The sequence below is a fragment of the Mucilaginibacter ginsenosidivorans genome (assembly GCF_007971025.1).
Taxonomy (GTDB): domain Bacteria; phylum Bacteroidota; class Bacteroidia; order Sphingobacteriales; family Sphingobacteriaceae; genus Mucilaginibacter; species Mucilaginibacter ginsenosidivorans.
Genome location: NZ_CP042436.1, coordinates 2,284,824 through 2,305,122, shown reverse-complemented (window position 1 = coordinate 2,305,122; position 20,299 = coordinate 2,284,824). Strand labels below are relative to the sequence as shown.

The 20,299-nt window shown below is 46.5% G+C and carries 18 protein-coding genes; 9 read left to right on the top strand and 9 right to left on the bottom strand.

Annotation, left to right across the window (positions count from 1 at the left end; genetic code table 11):
- The 3 genes from FRZ54_RS10490 to FRZ54_RS10480 are packed head-to-tail and all read left to right on the top strand — an operon-like array spanning position 1 to position 2,322.
- Complete coding sequence (locus tag FRZ54_RS10490) at positions 1-369, top strand: TSUP family transporter (RefSeq protein WP_147031565.1); 369 nt, start codon at positions 1-3, stop codon at positions 367-369.
- Positions 370-407: 38 nt separating this feature from the next.
- The gene (locus FRZ54_RS10485) at positions 408-1,562 is read left to right on the top strand and encodes a sensor histidine kinase (protein ID WP_147031564.1); all 1,155 of its coding nucleotides are present in this window, start codon (positions 408-410) and stop codon (positions 1,560-1,562) included.
- Positions 1,555-2,322, top strand: coding sequence for a LytR/AlgR family response regulator transcription factor (locus FRZ54_RS10480; protein ID WP_147031563.1), 768 nt, complete (start codon positions 1,555-1,557; stop codon positions 2,320-2,322). The genes FRZ54_RS10485 and FRZ54_RS10480 overlap by 8 nt, the downstream gene beginning before the upstream one ends.
- 144 nt (positions 2,323-2,466) lie before the next feature.
- On the opposite strand, the gene FRZ54_RS10475 is transcribed toward FRZ54_RS10480, so the two are convergent.
- Positions 2,467-3,951 (bottom strand): MBOAT family O-acyltransferase, encoded by a 1,485-nt coding sequence (locus tag FRZ54_RS10475; protein WP_147031562.1) that lies wholly within the window; start codon positions 3,949-3,951, stop codon positions 2,467-2,469.
- Between the two features lie 52 nt (positions 3,952-4,003).
- Positions 4,004-5,026 (bottom strand): hypothetical protein, encoded by a 1,023-nt coding sequence (locus FRZ54_RS10470; RefSeq protein ID WP_147031561.1) that lies wholly within the window; start codon positions 5,024-5,026, stop codon positions 4,004-4,006.
- A 418-nt stretch (positions 5,027-5,444) separates the two neighbouring features.
- Between FRZ54_RS10470 and FRZ54_RS10465 the strand changes: the two genes are divergently transcribed.
- The 5 genes from FRZ54_RS10465 to ftcD all read left to right on the top strand — a co-directional run bounded on the left by FRZ54_RS10465 (position 5,445) and on the right by ftcD (position 12,272).
- Positions 5,445-5,957, top strand: a complete 513-nt coding sequence (locus FRZ54_RS10465) for a MarR family winged helix-turn-helix transcriptional regulator (protein ID WP_147031560.1) — start codon at positions 5,445-5,447, stop codon at positions 5,955-5,957.
- A complete protein-coding gene (hutH, locus tag FRZ54_RS10460; RefSeq protein ID WP_147031559.1) occupies positions 5,941-7,503 on the top strand; it encodes a histidine ammonia-lyase in 1,563 nt (520 codons plus the stop codon). Before FRZ54_RS10465 ends, hutH begins: the two co-directional genes overlap by 17 nt.
- The gene (gene hutU / locus FRZ54_RS10455; RefSeq protein WP_147031558.1) at positions 7,481-9,151 is read left to right on the top strand and encodes a urocanate hydratase; all 1,671 of its coding nucleotides are present in this window, start codon (positions 7,481-7,483) and stop codon (positions 9,149-9,151) included. The genes hutH and hutU overlap by 23 nt, the downstream gene beginning before the upstream one ends.
- A 115-nt stretch (positions 9,152-9,266) precedes the next feature.
- Positions 9,267-10,490, top strand: a complete 1,224-nt coding sequence (hutI, locus tag FRZ54_RS10450) for an imidazolonepropionase (protein WP_147031557.1) — start codon at positions 9,267-9,269, stop codon at positions 10,488-10,490.
- A 99-nt stretch (positions 10,491-10,589) separates the two neighbouring features.
- A complete protein-coding gene (gene ftcD, locus FRZ54_RS10445; RefSeq protein WP_147031556.1) occupies positions 10,590-12,272 on the top strand; it encodes a glutamate formimidoyltransferase in 1,683 nt (560 codons plus the stop codon).
- A gap of 89 nt (positions 12,273-12,361) precedes the next feature.
- On the opposite strand, the gene FRZ54_RS10440 is transcribed toward ftcD, so the two are convergent.
- On the bottom strand, positions 12,362-12,712 hold the full coding sequence (locus tag FRZ54_RS10440; RefSeq protein ID WP_147031555.1) for a DUF2200 domain-containing protein: 351 nt from the start codon (positions 12,710-12,712) through the stop codon (positions 12,362-12,364).
- A 557-nt stretch (positions 12,713-13,269) separates the two neighbouring features.
- Here FRZ54_RS10440 and FRZ54_RS10435 point away from each other — a divergent pair.
- Positions 13,270-13,905 (top strand): response regulator transcription factor, encoded by a 636-nt coding sequence (locus FRZ54_RS10435; RefSeq protein ID WP_147031554.1) that lies wholly within the window; start codon positions 13,270-13,272, stop codon positions 13,903-13,905.
- A 298-nt stretch (positions 13,906-14,203) separates the two neighbouring features.
- Here the strand turns inward: FRZ54_RS10435 and FRZ54_RS10430 are convergent, their stop codons facing one another.
- The 6 genes from FRZ54_RS10430 to nagB all read right to left on the bottom strand — a co-directional run bounded on the left by FRZ54_RS10430 (position 14,204) and on the right by nagB (position 20,071).
- Positions 14,204-15,358, bottom strand: coding sequence for a PD-(D/E)XK nuclease family protein (locus FRZ54_RS10430; protein WP_147031553.1), 1,155 nt, complete (start codon positions 15,356-15,358; stop codon positions 14,204-14,206).
- A gap of 221 nt (positions 15,359-15,579) precedes the next feature.
- The gene (locus FRZ54_RS10425; RefSeq protein WP_147031552.1) at positions 15,580-16,509 is read right to left on the bottom strand and encodes a hypothetical protein; all 930 of its coding nucleotides are present in this window, start codon (positions 16,507-16,509) and stop codon (positions 15,580-15,582) included.
- Between the two features lie 213 nt (positions 16,510-16,722).
- Positions 16,723-17,151: a putative toxin-antitoxin system toxin component, PIN family gene (locus FRZ54_RS10420; protein WP_147031551.1), complete on the bottom strand. Its 429-nt coding sequence runs from the start codon at positions 17,149-17,151 to the stop codon at positions 16,723-16,725.
- On the bottom strand, positions 17,144-17,341 hold the full coding sequence (locus tag FRZ54_RS10415; RefSeq protein WP_147031550.1) for a hypothetical protein: 198 nt from the start codon (positions 17,339-17,341) through the stop codon (positions 17,144-17,146). Before FRZ54_RS10415 ends, FRZ54_RS10420 begins: the two co-directional genes overlap by 8 nt.
- 63 nt (positions 17,342-17,404) lie before the next feature.
- A complete protein-coding gene (locus FRZ54_RS24430) occupies positions 17,405-17,581 on the bottom strand; it encodes a hypothetical protein (RefSeq protein ID WP_187359803.1) in 177 nt (58 codons plus the stop codon).
- 570 nt (positions 17,582-18,151) lie between these two features.
- A complete protein-coding gene (gene nagB, locus FRZ54_RS10410) occupies positions 18,152-20,071 on the bottom strand; it encodes a glucosamine-6-phosphate deaminase (protein WP_147031549.1) in 1,920 nt (639 codons plus the stop codon).
- Positions 20,072-20,299: the final 228 nt, after the last annotated feature.

Sequence of the window (20,299 nt, the reverse complement as noted above, 5' to 3'; positions counted from 1 at the left end):
ATGAGCGGAATGACTCTTTTTATCCTGGTCGTAATCGGCCTGGCGGCAGGTATCCTGGGTGGCATGGTGGGCCTGGGAGGCGGCATTATCCTGATACCTGCTTTGGTAATGTTTTTGGCGATGGATCAGCGTATGGCGCAGGGCACAACCATTGCCATTATGTTGCCGCCTATCGGCTTGTTCGGGGCGTACAATTATTACAAGGCAGGATATGTGAATATAAAATATGCGCTGGTTATTGCCGTGGTTTTTATGGTAGGCGGCTACCTGGGTTCGAAACTGGCGCTGAACATACCGGCCGCCATGCTTAAAAAAATATTTGCGGTGGTACTGGTGCTGATAGCCGCCAAAATGGTTTTTACCAAATAAATTGTTAACTGGTCTGTTATTTTCGGTAATTTGAACGTATGCACATCCCTTTTCAAACGGCAGTGGTACTGAGTAATATATTCGTGTTTTCGAGCGTGGGTATTTACCTGTATTACCGGTACGAGATACTGTTCAGCGGGTTCAATATCAGCCCTTTCAACCAACGGAGGCTGGCGATGTGTATTGTTCTGCTGTGTTTTTACATGGCCATCATGTCGTTCTATCCCTGTTACAACGGGTTCAGTACGTTAAAGGAATTTTTTGTCTGTTCAGGTTTCCATTTTCTGCGGTCGGCTTTTTTTGTATTCCTGCCGGTTTTGGTTATTATGTACATCGAACGCTGGCTCGAGACCCGGAACATGCCTTTCCTTAAACGCCGCCTTATCGTGGTATTTTTAATACTGTTCTTTCTCATCTCCACCAATATCTGGATGGCGATGCTGATAGACCCCGGCCATCGCGTAAATACCATAACCTACACTTTCCTGATGTCGCTGCTGTTCAGCGGAATCGTTTCGGCATTGTATCTCAACGTCAGCTATGCCAACCTGGCTGCAAAACGCCTGCGTTTTGAGAAGGAGCTGGAGATATCGCGGCTTAACGAACTAAAGACCAAGGCCGAACTGGACGCCCTGCAGGCCAAAGTGAACCCTCATTTTTTATACAATACGCTTAATTCCATCGCCGAGCTTTCGCTGCACCAGGGTACCAGGGCACGCAACATGACCATCGCCCTGGCCGAATTGTTCAGGTATAGTTTGAACAAGAATAACGAGACGATGATCCCTATCGGCGATGAGGTGGAGATGGTTGAAAATTACGTCATGATCGAGAAGATCAGGTTCGAGGATAAGCTGGAGGTATCCGTTGAGGTGGATGAAGCGGTGAGACGCAAAAATGTGCCGAAATTTATACTGCAGCCCCTGGTTGAGAACGCCATAAAACATGGGTTAAAAGAGCCGGGTAAAACAGGCATTATCAAAGTAATTATCAAAGGCAGCGCCGGTGGCATAGATATTATGATACATGACAACGGCGCGCCGTTCCCGGAAGATATCCAGGTAGGTTATGGCCTGAAAAGCGTGATGGATAAGCTGGCTTTGTTTTACCCCGGAAAACATACCATCTATTTTGAGAACGACCCGGTAAAGCAGGTAACCATTTCAATAACCGATAACCTGAAAAATGCTTAGCCTTTTTAAAGCGGTGATAGTGGATGACGAGCCCCCTGCAAGGCGCCTGTTACACGAGCTTTTGGCCGGGCACCGCGGGCTTATCCATATTTCGGGTGAGGCCGATAACGGCAGTTCGGCTATCGCTGTCATTAATAAACTACGACCCGATGTGGTTTTCCTGGATATACAGTTGCCCGATATGCTGGGGCTCGAGGTGCTGAAGCAGCTGGACTATAAACCCTTCGTGATATTCACCACGGCTTATGATGAATATGCCATTAAAGCCTTTGATGCGCTTTCGGTTGATTATTTGTTAAAGCCGTTAAAAGAGGACAGGATAGCGAAGGCGCTTGCAAAACTGCAGCATTTTACCGGGGGAGGCGGCGCAAACCCGGTTTGGAACAATTTTGAGTCGTTATTTAACGGCTTGCGACCGCAAAAAGAGACCAGCACACTTTCGGTAAAAAAAGGCACCAAATTTACGTTGGTGCAGTTATCGGATATCGTCTATTTCGAGGCCTACGACAAATACACTTTTGTGCACACCGCAAACGGTGAAAAGCTTTTTTGCGATCACATGCTGGCCGTGCTGGAAGAAAAACTATCCGGCGATTTTATACGTGTACAAAAATCCTATATCGTCAACAAGCAAAAGATAGCCGAGATACACAAGTACTCCAACAACCGCTATACACTCGTACTGAACAACAAAGACTTCACACGGGTGGTCACCGGCCCATCCTATTTAAATGTGATCAGGGAAGCTTTTGAGGTGTGATGTCTGTCAATTTAATCCACTGACAAGCAGGAACGTTCAAAATTAAACTGTGTCACCCAGGCGAAATGAAAGATCTTATAGAAGCCAAATGTACCTCGTATAATATCCTTCACTCCGTTCAGGATGACTAAATGGATCGATGTCTTAAAACTGGAAATAAATAAATGCCTTCCCGGTTTGCTGGCTTAGTACGATCATGATGATCAAAAACGACCAAACCACACCTGTTAACCACCACGGCATTTTTGATGCCGTTTTTAATACGGTGGTATTGCGCATGTACCAGTGGAATGCCAGCATAAGGGTGATAACGATGCCAACTTTAACCACGTCGGCGGTAGTAAGTATGGGCGGACCGGATGGCGGCGCCTGGCCGAGCATAGAATGTAGCAGGCGCCATGCGCCGGTAAACGTAGCCGAGCGGAAAAACACCCAGGTAACGCATATAAGCAGGAACGTAAAAAATGCGTAAATAAAGCCGCCGGAAGTTTTGGCGGGGCGCATGGGAGCAAATGATGCCTGTATAATTACGGGCGCAGGTATATCTCCGTCGGGATTGCCGGATATCCGGGCACGGCTGTCTTTGATCGCTTTTTCGACCCACAAATACAAACCGTGTAAACCACCCCAGGCTACAAAGGTCCAGTTAGCGCCATGCCACAGACCGCCGATCAGCATAGTGATCATGACGTTAATATAGGTCCTGAATTTACCCTCGCGGTTACCGCCCAAAGGAATATACAGGTAATCGCGCAGCCACGAAGAAAGCGTAATATGCCACCTGCGCCAGAAATCGGAAAAGCCGATGGCTGCGTAAGGGTACAGGAAGTTTTGCGGTAAAATAAATCCCAAACACATGGCTACGCCGATGGCAGAAGTAGAATAGCCGGCAAAATCAAAAAATATCTGTCCCGAGAATGCCAGCACCCCCGCCCAGGCGTCCAGCGGCCCCATATTTCCCGGCGAACTGAATATCATATCCGATGTTGCGGCAAGCAGGGTATCGGCACAAACCACCTTCATAAACAGGCCAAGCGTAAGCAGCAAAAGGCCATTAAGTAATTGATCTTTTGTCGCCTTGTGTTCTGTTTCGAATTGCGGTACCAGCTGCGGCGGGCGAACGATAGGCCCGGCAACCAGGTGCGGGAAAAAGGTAACGAACAGGGAAAAATCCAGCAGGGATTTTACCGGCTTACTTTCCTTCTTATACATATCTATGGTATAACAAAGGGTAGTGAAGGTGTAAAAAGAGATACCGGCAGGCAGGATAATATTTGGCTTTGCCGGGTGATAATCGAACCCAAGGAGATTTGTGAGGTGCACAAAATTCTCCAGTATAAAGCCGCCATACTTGAAAAAGCACAGCATACCCAGGTTGCCGATCAAACTGATAACCAGCAGCAGGCGTCGTTTATGCTTGTTGGGCTGCGTGTATAAAGCGCGGCCTACAAAAAAATCGACCACGGTGGATAACCACAGCAGCAGTATAAAAGGCGGGTTCCATGCAGCATAAAAAACGTAACTCGCTACAAGCAGGTTTATCTTCTTCGCCTTCCACGATATGGGAAGGTTATGCAAAATGAGCATAACAATGAAGAATGCGACAAAGGTGTATGAATTGAAAACCATGGTTTGATAGTTTAAGATTGCTTAAAGGTGTTGTGATTGAACATAATTCGCATTATTGAAACCCAAGGGCTTTGTTCTGCTTTAATAGGCTTACCAGTGCGGTAGTATAGGTTACCGCATCCTTTGGTGTAAGGTGAGATAATTCAGGGCATACCAGTTTGGCCGTCACCGGGTCGTCCGCGTAATAAAAGCCCTGGCAGCCGGTTTCCTTCAATAGCCTGTCCCAGTACGCCTCTCTCGGATACATGTGGTGTTCGGCATCTAAAAAGAACCCGTTCGATGGGGTTCGTGTAAACACCACATCGCCTCCCCTTGCCTTGATCTTAGCCACATCGCGCACCACCGAATTCATGATAGTATCCAGCGGTTTGCCGGTAGTTGGCGGCGTGGGGTCCATTCTCAATAATGCCCATATCGCTTTTACCTGGTTATGCTGGTTGGTATCGGCTATAAAATCGTCATTCATTACATTTTGCCTGTTATATCTTGTGATGTCAAAACCCATCGGGAAATCAAGGAACGGGTACACCATCGGCCTGTCGGGTATGTGCATTTCGCCCAGCATGGCATTGATCGCGTAATGGCCCTCGTTCAGGAACGCCAGCCGGTTTTCGATATGCCTGTCAAGGTAAAAACTGGCACGTTGCGCGGGCGTAATGCCTTTATAATAGGATATACCTGCGTCGGGGTAATCGTTACCCCGCATCCTGTTAAAAAACAAGACTTCCGTAACGTCGACAACCAACCTGCCTTTAAATTTGGGGTCATCGGCAAGATTAGTCAGGATATGCCGTGGCGAAGAGGCCACCATGGCCAATTGTACTGCATGGGTGTGGGTCAACGATTCCCATGTTTCGATATCAAGATCGTATTTTATGCGCGACGATCCGATAAAAACTACTGCTTTGTCTGAGGGTTGATACGCCTGGTCGCGGACATGGGCCCAAAGCTCGGGACCATCATCAAAATCGGCGACTACGCCTTTGTGCCGCAGGAACAACTCCCACGAAACTAAAAAAACGGCAACGATAACTAAAGCCAAAATGGCCGATTTGCCGGACACGTGTGTTTGCATATACTTTGATTTTAAGATCAGAAATATTCGGTAACAATAAGTCCCTAAATACCTTTTATAGTAATGGCTTACACACTATTAGGGGGTAACAGTAGAAAATTGCAATAAAATAAGATGCTCTAAAATAGACATTTAAATGTAAAATCCAAATTAGTTGAGCAATGGGCCGGAGCTTAGGTGAAAGTGGCAGTTGCAGTTGCATGGTTTTGCTTTAAGGCCTGTGCAGTATGAATGAGGGCCTGACCCACAGGGTAACGCCCAATTGTTTGAACTAAGATTTATAGGATAAACGGATTAAAGGATTTATATCCCGGTAAGAGATGATTCATCCCATAATCTTTAAATCTTATGAAGATTAGTTCAAACAAAAAAATAGCCAAACCCTTGCAATTATATAAGCACTTATATAACTTGCATCATGAATTTTTACGAGGAGCTTGGATACCTGGTTTTGGGCAGCCGGATGAGGCGGCTGAGCGAGGCATTTTTGTCGGAGATAAACAAGACCTACCAGGCGGCGGGCATACCTTTCGACGCCAGTTGGTTCCCGGTTTTTTACTTGCTGTCGCAAAACGATTCGCTTTCGATAAAAGAGCTGAGCGACATCACCGGGGTTTCGCACCCGGCAGCAAGTCAGCTGGTAACGAACCTGAAAAATAAAAAGCTGTTAAAGACCACCACAAGCAGCGACGACGGCCGGCGCCAGCTGGTACAATTAACCAAAGCCGGGAGGGCTTTATTAGAACAAATACTGCCGGTGTGGGATGCTGTTAAAGAAGCAATGGAGGAACTGGCAAATACCGATCCGGAAAGCAGGCACTTGCTGCCGGCTTTATCGGGGATCGAAAGATCGTTCAGGGCGGTTACCTTGTCCGAAAGGATAGGCGAAAAATTGACGTTAAAGCAGTCGAAACATGAGCAAAACCTTTAATTACGGTACCGGCCGCTTGTCGGCAGGGCTTTGCCTGGATATAGCAGCAGGCAAGGTTAAAGGTGTTATAAACGCTGAAGCGCGGGGGCGTATCGCAGCCTCGTGGGAAGCTGTAAAAAAGATAGTTGCCCGCGAAATACCGGTTTACGGAATTAACACCGGTTTTGGCCCGCTGTGCAATACCCATATACCCGAAGAGGACACCTGTGCGCTGCAATACAATTTGCTCAAAAGCCATAGCGTTGGCGTGGGCAACCCCATACCGGCGGAGATAGCCAAACTGATGCTGATAACCAAGGTACATGCTTTAGCGCAGGGCTATTCGGGAATTTCCATCGAAACACTGGAGCGGATTGTATGGCATATTGACAATGATATTATTCCATCAGTTCCTGAAAAAGGCTCGGTAGGAGCCTCGGGGGACCTGGCACCGCTGGCACACCTGTTTTTGCCGCTGATAGGTTTTGGCGAAGTAAGCGATAGAGGGAAAACTGTTCCTGCCGCTAAAATGTTAAGATCGTACGGTTTGGAGCCAGTCAAACTTGGCCCGAAAGAAGGCCTGGCATTGATCAACGGCACGCAATTCATCCTGTCCTTCGCCGTAAAGGGGGTGCAGCGCATGCACAACGCCCTGCAATTAGCCGACCTGGCCGGGGCGATGTCCTTAGAAGGACTGATGGGGTCAGCAAGACCGTTCGACCCGAGGCTGCATACGATCCGGCCTTACAAGGGATCAAAACTGGTTGCCAACAGGCTTTTCAATTTGCTCGATCATTCCGAGATATTGAACTCGCACGCCAACTGTGACAGGGTGCAGGACCCCTATTCCCTGCGCTGCATGCCGCAGGTACACGGTGCATCGCGTAATGCCTGGCTTCATTTAAAGGAGCTGACCGAGATAGAACTAAATTCCGTTACCGATAACCCCATCATTTTTGATGCCGACGACACCATAAGCGGCGGAAATTTCCATGGGCAACCTTTGGCCATACCATTGGATTATGCAGCCATCGCGACAGCAGAGTTAGGCAATATTGCCGACCGCCGCTGTTACCTGATGAGCGAAGGGCGTTATGGATTACCCAAATTACTCACCGAACATGCCGGACTTAATTCGGGCTTGATGATACCGCAATATACTACGGCCGCTTTGGTGACGGAAAATAAAACATTATGCTTCCCTGCCAGCGCCGACAGTGTACCGACTTCGCTCGGGCAGGAGGACCATGTGTCGATGGGTTCGGTAAGCGGGCGCAAGCTGCACCAGGTACTGGACAATTTGGAATATATACAGGCCATAGAGCTGCTTTATGCTGCGCAGGCGATGGATTTCAGGCGACCGCTAAGATCGACGCCGGTAATGGAGGCCTGTCATGATTATGTGCGGCAATATGTGCCTTTTATTAAAGAGGACAGGATATTCGCCGATGACATTAAAGCGCTGCATGGCATAGTAAAAGATGGTTCGCTGCTGGCTTTGGCCGATGAAGCAGCAGCCAAAAACAATATTAAACTGGATAACGATGACGAGTTCGGAATTTATTAAAACCTACGCCGCCCACCCGGTGTACCATGCTCCGCGGGGTACGCAACTGCATGCCAAAAGCTGGACCACCGAAGCGCCTTTACGCATGTTGCTGAATAACCTGGATGCACAAGTGGCCGAAAACCCGGACGAACTGGTGGTATATGGCGGCATAGGACAAGCGGCCCGCAACCAGGAATCGTTAAGAAAAATAATCGAACTGCTGTTGGAACTGGATGAAGATCATTCTTTATTGGTTCAATCGGGTAAACCGGTGGGTATTATCCGCAGTCACCCGCAGGCGCCAAGGGTACTATTGGCCAACAGTAACCTGGTACCGGCCTGGGCAACCTGGGAGCATTTTAACGAATTAAGGGCAAAGGGCCTGATGATGTTCGGGCAGATGACAGCCGGCAGCTGGATATACATAGGTACCCAGGGAATTTTGCAGGGCACCTATGAAACTTTTGTGGAATGCGGTCGCCAGCATTTTAATAATGATCTGAAGGGCAAACTGATCGTCAGTGCCGGTTTGGGTGGAATGGGTGGCGCTCAGCCATTGGCGGCAACCATGGCAGGCGGCGTATTTTTAGGAGCCGACGTGGATGCTTCGCGGATACAGAAACGTGTCGATACCAAATATATCGACCGGATGACGGAATCGTACGACGAGGCCATTGGCTGGGTAAAAGAGGCGATGGCAAAGGGCGAGGAATTATCCGTTGGTTTAGTGAGCGACGCCGGTGATATGCTGGAGCATTTACTGAAAGATAATTTTATCCCGGATATGCTGACGGACCAAACTTCGGCGCATGATCCGATAAACGGCTATATGCCTAACGGCTTGACTTTGGAAGAAGCCGCTGATCTGCGTAAAAGCGATCCGGCAAAGTATAAGGACCTTTCGCTCAAAAGCATGGCGCGCCATGTAGGTTTCATGCTCGATCTGCAAAAACGCGGGGCCATCACTTTCGACTACGGCAACAATATCCGCGAGTTTGCCAAACAGGGCGGCGAACCCCATGCATTTAATTTCCCCGGCTTTACACCCGAATATATACGCCCGCTGTTTTGCGAGGGCAAGGGGCCGTTCCGCTGGGTAGCATTATCCGGCGACCCGGAAGACATCTATACCACTGACAGGGCACTGGCCGAGGCATTTCCCGAAAATAAACACCTGCTCAACTGGCTCGAAAAAGCAAGAGAACGCATCGCCTTCCAGGGTTTGCCGGCACGTATCTGCTGGCTGGGCATGGGCGAGCGGGAAAAAGCCGGGCTGATATTTAACGACCTGGTTCGGACCGGCAAAGTGAAAGCGCCGATAGTTATCGGTCGCGACCATTTGGACTGCGGCTCGGTAGCATCACCCAATAGGGAAACGGAATCGATGAAGGACGGCTCAGATGCCGTGTCCGACTGGCCGCTGTTGAACCTGATGTCGAACACATCCGGCGGAGCAACCTGGGTATCGTTCCATCATGGCGGTGGCGTGGGTATGGGTTATTCGCAGCACGCGGGCATGGTTGTAGTAGCCGATGGCACCGATCGCGCAGCGGAATGTTTAAAAAGAGTTTTATATAATGACCCCGCGATGGGCATATTCCGGCACATGGATGCTGGTTATGAGCAGGCGGAGGAAACGGCAAAGAGGTTTAATTTATCTCTATAAGAAATGTCATTTCGAACGAGGAACGAGAGAGAAATCTTGTACAACATGCACGGCGGACTATGCCAATCGTACAAGATTTCTCGCTGCGCATCGAAATGACACAGTTTATTAAACAATGAAACTAACCGGTCCATTCACCCAAATACTGCCCTTAGCGGGTTTACCGCTGAAGGGCGCTATCGCGGATGATCAATTGCAGATCATTACGAGCGGCGGGGTATTGACCGAAAATGGGCTGGTTGTTGAAGTGGGGAATTTTGAAAAATTACGTAAGGATCACCCCAAAGCTACGACTGAAGAGGTTGAGGGCGACCAGGTGCTGCTCCCCGGCTTTATCGATTGCCATACGCATATCTGCTTTGCCGGCAACCGGGCTAAAGATTATGCCATGCGAATTGCTGGCAAAAGTTATTTGGAAATAGCCAGGTCGGGCGGGGGTATATGGGATTCGGTAACACAAACAAGGGGGGCCACGCAGGAGCAATTAGTTGACTTACTGGCGCAAAGAGTTGACCGCCATTTGAAAGACGGGGTAACTACCATCGAGGTAAAAAGCGGTTATGGGCTGAGTGTTGAACAGGAGTTAAAACAGTTAAGAGCGATCAGGGCCGCAGCTGAAAACAGCCAGGCGGATCTGGTAGCAACTTGCCTTGCCGCGCATATTTTACCAAAGGATTTTGGCGGACCGGCGTCCGAATACCTGGAGCATATCCTGAACAATTTGCTCCCGAAGATCAAAAAAGAAAACCTGGCCGGCCGGGTAGATATATTTATTGAAGACAGCGCCTTCAACGCATCAAACTCCACCTGCTACCTCAGCGTAGCCAAACAAATGGGCTTTGATATAACCGTACATGCCGACCAGTTTACACCCGGCGGCAGCGAGGTGGCGGTGAAAGCCGGCGCTGTGTCTGCCGATCATTTGGAGGCCAGTACAGAAAAAGAAATTAAAGGATTAGTTGCTTCCGTTACGGTTGCAGTTGCTTTGCCAGGCGCATCCTTAGGTTTGGGTATAGGTTTTGCCCCCGCACGCCGTTTACTGGATGCGGGGGCCTGCCTGGCTATCGCCAGCGACTGGAACCCCGGCTCGGCGCCTATGGGCGACCTGCTGATGCAGGCATCCATCCTGGGCGCGTATGAAAAACTGACCACCGCAGAAACATTTGCAGCACTAACCTATCGCGCAGCAAAAGCACTAAATTTGAATGACCGCGGAACTTTGCAAAAAGGCAGCCTGGCTGACATGCAGGCCTACCCCTGCAAGGATCACCGCCAAATACTGTATCAGCAGGGGAAATTGAAACCCGCAAGGGTTTGGCGTAAAGGAGAAATATTATGAGCTTTTATTTCGAATGTCGAATGTTCAATTTCGAATTTATTTTAAACTGTGAGCGGTGTTGTCTCAAATCTCATATCTCAAATCTCAAATTTAACTAAGATGCGACTCATAGAATGCGTACCCAACTTCAGCGAAGGCCGCGACCTGAACATCACCAAACAGATAACCGATGAGGTGGAATCCGTAGAAGGCGTCCGTTTGCTGAACGTGGACCCGGGGAAGGCCACCAACCGCACGGTGGTAACTTTTGTGGGCGAACCGGAACAGGTGATCGAAGCGGCGTTCCTGGCTATAAAAAAGGCAGGCGAGCTGATAGACATGAGCAAACATACCGGCGAGCACCCCCGCATGGGCGCTACGGATGTTTGTCCGCTGATACCCATCAGCAATATCAGCATGGAGGAAACAGCGGAGTACGCAACGCAGCTGGCGGAGCGCGTTGGTAAAGAATTAAAGATACCGGCCTATTTGTATGAGTACGCCCAGCCCGATAAAAGCCGCAGCAACCTTTCGGTTATCCGCGCGGGCGAGTACGAGGGCTTTTCCAGGAAGATAAAACAACCGGAATGGAAGCCTGATTTTGGTCCGGCGGAGTTTGACGCCAGGCGCGGCGCGACGGTTATTGGCGCAAGGGATTTCCTCATCGCTTATAATGTCAACCTGAATACCACTTCGGTGCGCAGGGCAAACTCTATTGCTTTTGATGTTCGTGAGGCTGGTCGTGTGATGCGCGAGGGCGACCCGGTAAACGGAAAGATCATCACCGACGAGAACGGCAAACCGCGCACCATTCCCGGTTCGCTGAAGGCGGTAAAAGCCATCGGCTGGTACATTGAAGAATACGGCATTGCGCAGATATCCATGAACCTGACGAATATCGAAGTAACGCCAGTGCATAAGGCATTCGACGAGGTTTGCAATAAGGCCAACGCCCGCGGCATACGGGTAACAGGCAGCGAATTGGTGGGATTGATCCCGCTGAAATCCATGCTGGATGCGGGTAAGTATTTCCTGGCGAAGCAGCAGCGGTCGACCGGGGTAAGTGAGAAGGAACTGGTACGCATTGCCATCAAATCGATGGGGCTGGATGAGTTATCGCCTTTCAAACCTGAAGAACGTATCATCGAATATTTACTAAAAGATAAAGCTGACAGTAAACTGGTGAGCATGAGCCTGGCCGATTTTGCGGACGAGACCGCCAGCGAAAGCCCGGCGCCGGGCGGTGGTTCTATCTCGGCGTATGTGGGTGTGCTGGGCACTTCGCTGGCGACCATGGTGGCCAATCTTTCCTCCCACAAAAAGGGTTGGGATAGCCGCTGGCAGGAGTTCAGCGAGTGGGCGGAACAGGGGCAGCATTATAAGAATGAACTGACCAAACTGGTGGATAAGGACACCATCGCCTTTAACCGGATAATGGAAGCCTTCAACCTGCCCAAAGGCAGCGACGAGGAAAAGGCCGCCCGCACAGAAGCCATACAAGCCGCTACTAAATACGCCATCGACGCACCGTTTAACGTGATGAAGCTGGCTTACCAAAGCATGGAAGTGATAAAAGCCATGGCCGAAACCGGCAACCCCAACTCGGTAACCGATGCCGGCGTAGCTGCTCTTTGCGCCCGCACCGCCGTTTTAGGCGCCTTTATGAATGTGCGCATCAACGCGTCGGGTTATAAGGATAAGGCTTACACGGATAAGATATTAGCCGAAGGCAACGCCCTGCAACAAATGGCGATGGACAGGGAGGCGGAGATTTTGGAGATTGTGAATGGGAAGATCGCGTAGGCCTGGCGTACAAGGCCTTTTTAGAATCAAGACCCAAGAACCAAGATAAATCAACTGTCTTGGTTCTTGAATCTTGGTTCCTGGCTCTTTTAACTCCGCAAAATTTTCTCCATCGGTCGGCCTTTGGCCAGTTCGTCAACCAGTTTATCCAGGTAGCGGACCTTTTGCATCACCGGGTCCTCTATCTCCTCTACCCGGTAGCCGCAGATAAGGCCGGTAATTTTGGAAACATTCGGGTTTAAGGCCGGCGCCTGGGCGAAAAAGGTCTCAAAGTCGGTTTTGTTGGTTAGCACCTGCTGCAGCGCCTGCTCATCGTATCCGGTGAGCCAGTATATAATTTCATCCACTTCGGCTTTGGTGCGGCCCTTCCTTTCCGCCTTGTTAATATAGAGCGGGTATACACCGGCGAAAAACATGCGGTAAACACGGGTATTATCCATGATGGTTTTTTTAGTAAAGTTAGGATTTTAGTTTTTATTAGTCACGAGTACGCCATGCGCTGGCCTGCGCTGCATACTCGCGGCAGAGGGGAGATGATTTTAGGCTTGTCCAAAATTATATGTTTGATATCCATATTATCAACCGTGAAAACACCTTTTTTTTATTAAAAAATTTCCAATGATTCTGTATTATATGGACTTCAAAGGATGTTTTTTACATATTAATTGTGAAAAAACACAAAAAAATTGTGAATAATCACATAAAAAATTGTGATTACTCACACACAGTGTTTAACTTTGTATACCGTTAAATATTTGGAAACGAATTATGCAATAACTTTTATGTATTTGTGATGAGAAAAACCAGTGAAGTCCAGTCTACAATTTATTGTAGAGGCACCTTAAAAATTGAAGGTAATACTGAATCTGACCGTAATTGCATGCAGCAGGATAACAAACGTTATTGGAGGTATAGATTACTCATGGCGATTGCAACCATACTTATCGCATTAAGCGTTTTAATTAAATCTCTATATCCATTCTTCAAATTAAGATAAATGACTGTTATAAAAATTGGCTTAGTTGACGACCATGTTTTGTTTAGGTCGGGGATGAAAGCTTTACTGAAAGAGAATAAAAAATATTCGGTAATGCTTGAAGCCGATAACGGCGAGGACCTAATTAAAAAATTGAACAAAAGCACTTTGCCTGATGTACTTATTCTGGATACTCAAATGCCTAAAATTGACGGGGGCAGTACAGCAAAATGGTTACGAAATAATTTTCCTCAGATTAAAATTTTAGTTTTAACGCATCAGGAGGATGCAGAGACCGTTCTAACAATGATTAGGATGGGAGTCAAAGGGTATTTGCTAAAAAATAGCTCTGTTGAAGAGTTCTCTGATGCACTTTTAAAAGTTGCGAATAATGAAATCTATTATCCCGAATTTGTAACCAGACACCTAGTTCACAATATTAACATTGATTATAATCTTGCAAAATTAAACTCGCGGGAAGTCGAGTTCTTAAAACTTTCTGCCACTGAATTGACTTATAAGGAGATTGCCGAACACATGTGCATTTCTAGTAGAACGGTTGAAGCATATAGGGAGCAACTATTTGAAAAATTGCAAATCAAATCAAGAATTGGCTTGGTGCTCTATGCGATAAAAAATAATATTATTGAAATTTAATCCCTCACGCCTAGCGTAACTATGCAGCCTCAACCTGGCGCGAGTATGCAGCGCAAGCCAACGCCCGGCGTACCCCCAACACTCGTTTAAGAGTTAGCGCAGCAGACTCTTAATTGTAACGCATTAAATGGGGCACTCCGTGCGGGATTGAAACGCGATCAAATAAACCGGGCAGGGTGCTGATCTTATTTTTTGATTTTTTCGCAATAGTATGTTTTTTTAGGGCGCTCAGGAAGGCTACTGATTTAAGCCGCCCTTCGGAAGACTTAAACAAGTGGAAGGGACTGACTTACTGAACTTATGGTTTTAATTTTCGAAGTTTCAAAAGAAAATTTTCAATGTAATTATAAAGGACATCTTCGTCTTCAGGAAATTTAAATACTTGTTGTAAACGGGTTCCTACTAATTCGTAATATTCGAGTTCTCCAATTATAGTCAACAATTCTGTTATGGTACATTCACCGGGGCGTCGCTCGAAAACTTGGAAATAATAATTTTCATTGTCTGGATATATATCAATTGCGAAAGCAGTATTTTGATAGTGAAAATTTTCAAAAACAGCGCATTTTTGTTGCCAGCGCCATATGCTTTCAAAAGGCAAATGCCGTTCGTAAAACGTTTCTACAATACGGTTAATACGATATAATGGCAAGTCGTTTAACATAGTATTTAACGATTGAGCGGCGTGAAATTGCTCGCGGTCCTTCATGTATGTATAAAACTGTTCCATAATATTGTTTGCCATAGCTTTTTTGCCGATTTTTTTTATAAGCGCCAAATATTGTTTTATAATCGATTTACTGTCAGGGTCAGAAGTATCATTAAGACAGACTTGCAACCAACCGTCAGCAAGGTCTTCAGAGCTATTGTCATTTGCGAGAATGATGATAAGCTTTGGTTCGATGAGTTGTTTGTCATCCTCTGTCCAATCGTACATATTAGGTTTATGATGGTAGTTGAGTAAAAGATAAACAATAGCATCTATTTGATAACCTTTTTGCATTAACTCATTTGCGTACCGCGGCAACTGTCGCGGCATATCCTGTGCCTGATTAATCTTATTTTCAATAATAATAGCGTGCTTACTCTTGTCATCGCTAATCAAAATATCGATACGGCCACGCTCACGATACACTTTTGCCTTAGAATAATCAGTTGGCTGAACAATTAAACGGCCATGCGCAGTTTTATTTAATAGGTTAATGAAATGATTTAGATAACAGTTATCGTGTCCATGCTTTTCTGCTGGATCGAGCAAAGCTTTAAGTATATCACTATGAAAATTTTCGCGGCGGTAAGTATCTGAGATAAGTAGGAAGAGATTAAAACCGGCATCAACATGTACTTGCTGGTACTGCGCTTGTTGATTTGCAATACCACGTAATATAGGATTGTTGACAAGTTTGATTGCCATAATTTCTTCGCTTGACTTTCCCGAAAAATTATCTGTCATGTTTTGATGGATTAAAACATATTCTATAATGCAGGCTCCGATACCGGTTAGCGAATTGGTGTGGCGCCCTTAAATCCAATAAGTGTAAATCACTCCATTGGTGCTATAACCAAACATAAAATATTCCTGACCAGTGCAGTCTCCAGAAGTCTTATTTACTTGGATTTAAGGCGCCCTGCGGAAGACTTAAACCGGCTGGGGAAATCGCAGATTAGAACTATCTAGTTATTACCTGTGCCAATACGTTTAAAGTCTTGGTATTCAGAAATTAGCTTTTTGTTTGAAAATACATTAGTCATACCTGCTAATTCTTTTGGCAAAACCTTCATGACTATCAATTCATCAGTCCTTGTTTTTACGATATGAGCATAAGTTTGTCCTTCTTCTTCGGTAATGACACCGGAATCAACCTTTTCTTTGATTTGAGCTCTGACGGTTAAACTATCTAGAAGCGCTTTGTTTACTTGTTGTACATTGTAAAATTTCCTATTGACAATGAAATCCCATACCTCTTTAAAAACTAGAAACAAAGACTTCGCAGTTTCAATACCCGCTTTTAAACCAAGATTTGTATCGCTACCACTATCAAGTAAGATTAACTCCGACTTTTGTTCCGATTCAGCGAATATCTTTCCCAATACTTCTGTCAAATCATTTAATGCTGAGAAAATTTTGATGTATTGCTCAGTCTCAAGCCCCTCCCCTTCGATAATAATTTGAAAAACCAAAACCCCTTTTTCTAATGCTTCGTCGAAGGGTTCATTTAAAAGCTCGTTCAATAAAATGTTTTTTGATAGTACCCATGTATTTAGCAACGCCTTATGAAAAGCAAAAAATTTTATTGCAACTTCATTTCCGGCCACTTGCACAGCAGGCACTGGTTTAAGAATAGAAGTCAAATTAGCGAGATTCCCTTCGGAATATATGGTTGCAGAGCCTAATACATCAAGCATATTTTTTAACTCCGAATATTGCGACATTTGATCATAAAAGCTCTTCGACAAAAACAAGATAGGGTTGATTAGTTGAAAGTTATATATTGGATTATTTGGCATTGGCTTAAATCCTGCTTCAAATAACTTAACAATTTCTTGTGATTTTAACCCTATGGTTAATTGTTCCAGATTCTTTACGAATTCTACTTTTTGCATATTTGCGCTACGGTAAGCCTTTTTAAATATCCATCTAATATATCAAAAAATTAACAGGTATTCTTAACACATAGAGGGGAGTCGGATCGGAGCAGCATAGTTTGATATTCTCTGAAAATCGGAGATATTTATGCAATCTAATAACATTTTTAATGATACTCCAACCTGGCGCGAGTATGCAGCGCAAGCCAATACCCGGCGTACCCGCGGCCGTTAATTATCAAATACAGCTTTATATTCTACTTCAAATTCCTCGTAACGCAGCACAGCTATTTGCGGAAACTTGCTGGTTTTAATTTGATGTATGTGCCGGTCGTTACTAATGATGTAATCGGATTGTGAGGCGATGTAACAGTCGATAAATTTATTGTCGTCCTTATCATTTTCTACCAACTGCCATAAAAAAGAAGGATTTTTAAGTATAACGTTTGGAAGCAATAGCAAATAATCAAGGGCAGTGTCGGACTTTTCGATGCCATACCTAACCGTAATTTGTTCCTGGTACTCGGTTAATATCTCGTTAGACACCACTAATTCAAATTTGCCCCTAAAGAGCGAACGATATATCCAATGGTATTTAAAATTGGGGGCAAGGGAAACGAGGAAAATATTTGTATCCAGAATAAGGCGCGGCTTATTCATTGAGCCAACGGTCAAGATCTTCTTCCGTAATATTTTTATCCTTTATGGACTTTTGAATATTTTTTTGAAGCCTTCCTGAAAAATACCGGGCCAGTAATTCTTTTATCGCCAGCAGGTCTTCCTCCTTCGGCTGAAATGAATAAATATTTAAAAGTTCCAATTGTAAGGCGCTTAATTTTTGACTTTGCATACTACAATTGCTTTTAACAAAAATACAAAATTTTAATATATGATGCTAAAGGGCCAGGCTTGTTCAGTCGGTAGAATTAAAAACTAACTGCACCACGCTGCCGCAGGCCAGCCTGGCGCGAATATGCAGCGCAGGACAAAGACCGGCGTACTTGTGCCATCTTATATACCTGCTGATAGGCATGCTGCCTACCGCCGCAACGGCCCGGTAGTATTGTGTACTGCCCCGGTACGTTCCCATTCCATCAACTTGTACAAACCCCGGTACACGAAGCCGGTTTAACGCAGGTAAAAAGTGAGCAAATTGGTTTAAGCCGGCCGGTGTTGCTTTTTGTTGCCTGTTGCTGCTTTATAAAATACTGAAAGAGCCTTTTATAGGCTTTTTGTAATGGGCTGTATATCAATGAGTAATTAGCGTGGATTTTCCCCGGGAAACGAAGTGCAACACTAAGGCAGGGGTTGGTGTAAGCTATATGATATTGATAACGTGACGTTTACAATTGAATGCCCCCCGTACCAAGAGCATTTTGAATGCTTCGTGTGATGAAGGCCGTAGCCCCAAAATCATGGTTAACACCTTTCCGGGTGATTTTTACATAATATATTGACTATCAATTGTTTAAGTAAATGTCACGATAAAAATGTGTTAACCATGTTAACCCAACTTTGTAGTGGCAGTGGCAGCAGCAGTAGCAGCAAGTTCGCGGGTTAAAATGTCGGCCTGCCATAAAATACGTAGAGACGCATAATTATGCGTCTCTACAAAATGCATTAACCTCCCCTCTACTTTGGAGAGGGGCCGGGGGTGAGGCTAAAAATGGTATCTCACAAAAGCCTCCATCGCCTGGTATTCGGCAAGGCCGAGGCGGTCGTAGCTTTGTGCGGTTTCGCGGTTGCGGTCTTCGGCGCGTACCCAAAACTCGCGGGCGTCGTCACCCGGGAACACAGCCCTGTCCTTCTGGCTCTGGTGCTTAAATATGGCGTTGCGTTTGCGTAAAACCTCCTCGGGCGATAGTGGCACGGCCATTTCAATTTCGTAGGTTTCAAACTCCTTCCATGCGCCGCGGTACATCCATACCCAGCAATCCTTCACCCAGTCTTCGGTTTCGCGTAGCTTGCGCAGCGCGGCTATCACAATGTTAAAGCAAACTAAGTGGGTGCCATGTGGATCGGCAAAGTCGCCGGCCACAAAAACCTGGTGTGGCTTTATATTTTGCAGCAGTTCCATAGTTAACTTGATGTCGTCGTCGGTGATGGGATTCTTCTGCGTTTTGCCGGTCTCGTAAAAAGGCAGCGCCTGGAAGTGGATATGATCATCGTCCAAACCAGCGTAACGCGCACCGGATATGGCCTCCGTTTTGCGGATAAAGCCCTTTACGTCGCGTATTTCTTTGGTATCTATCTCGTTCGGCTGCTTTTTGGCTATGAACGAGCGCATATCTTCATACAGGTTTTTCAGGTGACTATTGTCATCGCCGATGCTCTGGTTAAAGTCGATAGCGAATTCCATGTAGCGCAGCACATCATCGTCCCAAACCGCGGTATTGCCCGATGTCTGGTAAGCCACATGTACATCGTGCCCCTGGTCCACCAAACGGATAAATGTACCGCCCATGGATATCACATCATCGTCCGGGTGCGGCGAGAATACAATGGAGCGCTTGCGTGCCGGTTCGGCCCGCTCAGGGCGCTGGCTGTCGTCGGCATCGGGTTTGCCGCCCGGCCAGCCGGTAATGGTATGCTGTATCTGGTTAAAAATGTCAATATTGATGTTGTAAACGGGTCCCTGCTCAACGGCTAATTGCGCCATGCCGTGACTGTTGTAGTCCTCTTCGGTCAGCTTCAGTACGGGTTTGTTCAGCGTTTCGGCCAGCCATATTACGGCTTTCTTTTTCAGCTGCTTGCTCCACACGCAATCCTTCACCAGCCATGGCGTGCCAAAACGGGTAAGTTCCGATGCGGCGTCCTCGTCCAGGATAAACTCCACATGATCCGACAGTTGCAGATAAGTAGCAGGCACCTCGCCCGAAATTTCGCCTTCAACTGCTTTCTTTATTATCGGCGCTTTTTTGCCGCTCCAGGCCATCAGGATAATTTCGCGGGCCTTAAATATGGTGCCTATGCCCATGGTAATGGCTTTGGTTGGCACGTTGGCTTTGCCGCCGAAATCGCGCGAGGCGTCGTTACGGGTCAGGTCGTCCAAAGTAACCAGGCGAGTGCCCGAGTTTGGCGCCGAACCCGGCTCGTTAAACCCAATGTGGCCGGTACGACCGATACCTAATATCTGCAGGTCTATTCCGCCGAGCGCATTGATCTGCCGTTCGTATTCCAGGCAAAAGGCCGGTATGTCGTCCTGCTTCAACGTACCGTCAGGTATATGCACATTGGCTTTGTCAATATCGATATGGTCGAACAGGTTCTCATTCATGAAAGTGACATAACTCTGGGCAGCCTTTGGCCGCATCGGGTAATATTCGTCCAGGTTAAAGGTGATCACATTTTTAAAGCTCAGGCCCTCTTCTTTATGCAGGCGCACCAGTTCGGCGTAAACGCCTATGGGGGTAACGCCGGTAGCCAGGCCAAGCACGGCCTGTTCGTTGCGGTCCTGCTTGCTGCGGATGAGGTCGGCTATGCGTTTTGCCACAGCCACCGAGGCCACTTTCTGATTGGGATACACCGTAACCGGCAGTTTTTCGTACCGGGTCTCTTCCAATAAATTTAATCTTGCCATTTGTAGGTCTTTGTTCGGGTTTTTAATTAGTAAAGCAATTTATAAAAAAAAATCCCCGCAATGCGGGGATTTTCAATCAAACCAATTTAACTATCAAATTATTCCACATGACAGGTGAAACAATAAGGAGATCTTTTATTCTATATTTTAACATGTATTTTGTAGGGACGATCCTGAATAAAACAAATTGACTGTTTATTAAGACAATACAAATGTAAACAGCAGAAT

What these genes read in the sequence shown, in the direction of transcription:
- FRZ54_RS10490 (WP_147031565.1), top strand. Translation starts at nt 1, where the DNA reads ATGAGCGGAATGACTCTTTTTATCCTGGTCGTAATCGGCCTGGCGGCA.
- FRZ54_RS10485 (WP_147031564.1), top strand. Translation starts at nt 408, where the DNA reads ATGCACATCCCTTTTCAAACGGCAGTGGTACTGAGTAATATATTCGTG.
- FRZ54_RS10480 (WP_147031563.1), top strand. Translation starts at nt 1,555, where the DNA reads ATGCTTAGCCTTTTTAAAGCGGTGATAGTGGATGACGAGCCCCCTGCA.
- FRZ54_RS10475 (WP_147031562.1), bottom strand. Translation starts at nt 3,951, where the DNA reads ATGGTTTTCAATTCATACACCTTTGTCGCATTCTTCATTGTTATGCTC.
- FRZ54_RS10470 (WP_147031561.1), bottom strand. Translation starts at nt 5,026, where the DNA reads ATGCAAACACACGTGTCCGGCAAATCGGCCATTTTGGCTTTAGTTATC.
- FRZ54_RS10465 (WP_147031560.1), top strand. Translation starts at nt 5,445, where the DNA reads ATGAATTTTTACGAGGAGCTTGGATACCTGGTTTTGGGCAGCCGGATG.
- hutH (WP_147031559.1), top strand. Translation starts at nt 5,941, where the DNA reads ATGAGCAAAACCTTTAATTACGGTACCGGCCGCTTGTCGGCAGGGCTT.
- hutU (WP_147031558.1), top strand. Translation starts at nt 7,481, where the DNA reads ATGACGAGTTCGGAATTTATTAAAACCTACGCCGCCCACCCGGTGTAC.
- hutI (WP_147031557.1), top strand. Translation starts at nt 9,267, where the DNA reads ATGAAACTAACCGGTCCATTCACCCAAATACTGCCCTTAGCGGGTTTA.
- ftcD (WP_147031556.1), top strand. Translation starts at nt 10,590, where the DNA reads ATGCGACTCATAGAATGCGTACCCAACTTCAGCGAAGGCCGCGACCTG.
- FRZ54_RS10440 (WP_147031555.1), bottom strand. Translation starts at nt 12,712, where the DNA reads ATGGATAATACCCGTGTTTACCGCATGTTTTTCGCCGGTGTATACCCG.
- FRZ54_RS10435 (WP_147031554.1), top strand. Translation starts at nt 13,270, where the DNA reads ATGACTGTTATAAAAATTGGCTTAGTTGACGACCATGTTTTGTTTAGG.
- FRZ54_RS10430 (WP_147031553.1), bottom strand. Translation starts at nt 15,358, where the DNA reads ATGACAGATAATTTTTCGGGAAAGTCAAGCGAAGAAATTATGGCAATC.
- FRZ54_RS10425 (WP_147031552.1), bottom strand. Translation starts at nt 16,509, where the DNA reads ATGCAAAAAGTAGAATTCGTAAAGAATCTGGAACAATTAACCATAGGG.
- FRZ54_RS10420 (WP_147031551.1), bottom strand. Translation starts at nt 17,151, where the DNA reads ATGAATAAGCCGCGCCTTATTCTGGATACAAATATTTTCCTCGTTTCC.
- FRZ54_RS10415 (WP_147031550.1), bottom strand. Translation starts at nt 17,341, where the DNA reads ATGCAAAGTCAAAAATTAAGCGCCTTACAATTGGAACTTTTAAATATT.
- FRZ54_RS24430 (WP_187359803.1), bottom strand. Translation starts at nt 17,581, where the DNA reads ATGGGAACGTACCGGGGCAGTACACAATACTACCGGGCCGTTGCGGCG.
- nagB (WP_147031549.1), bottom strand. Translation starts at nt 20,071, where the DNA reads ATGGCAAGATTAAATTTATTGGAAGAGACCCGGTACGAAAAACTGCCG.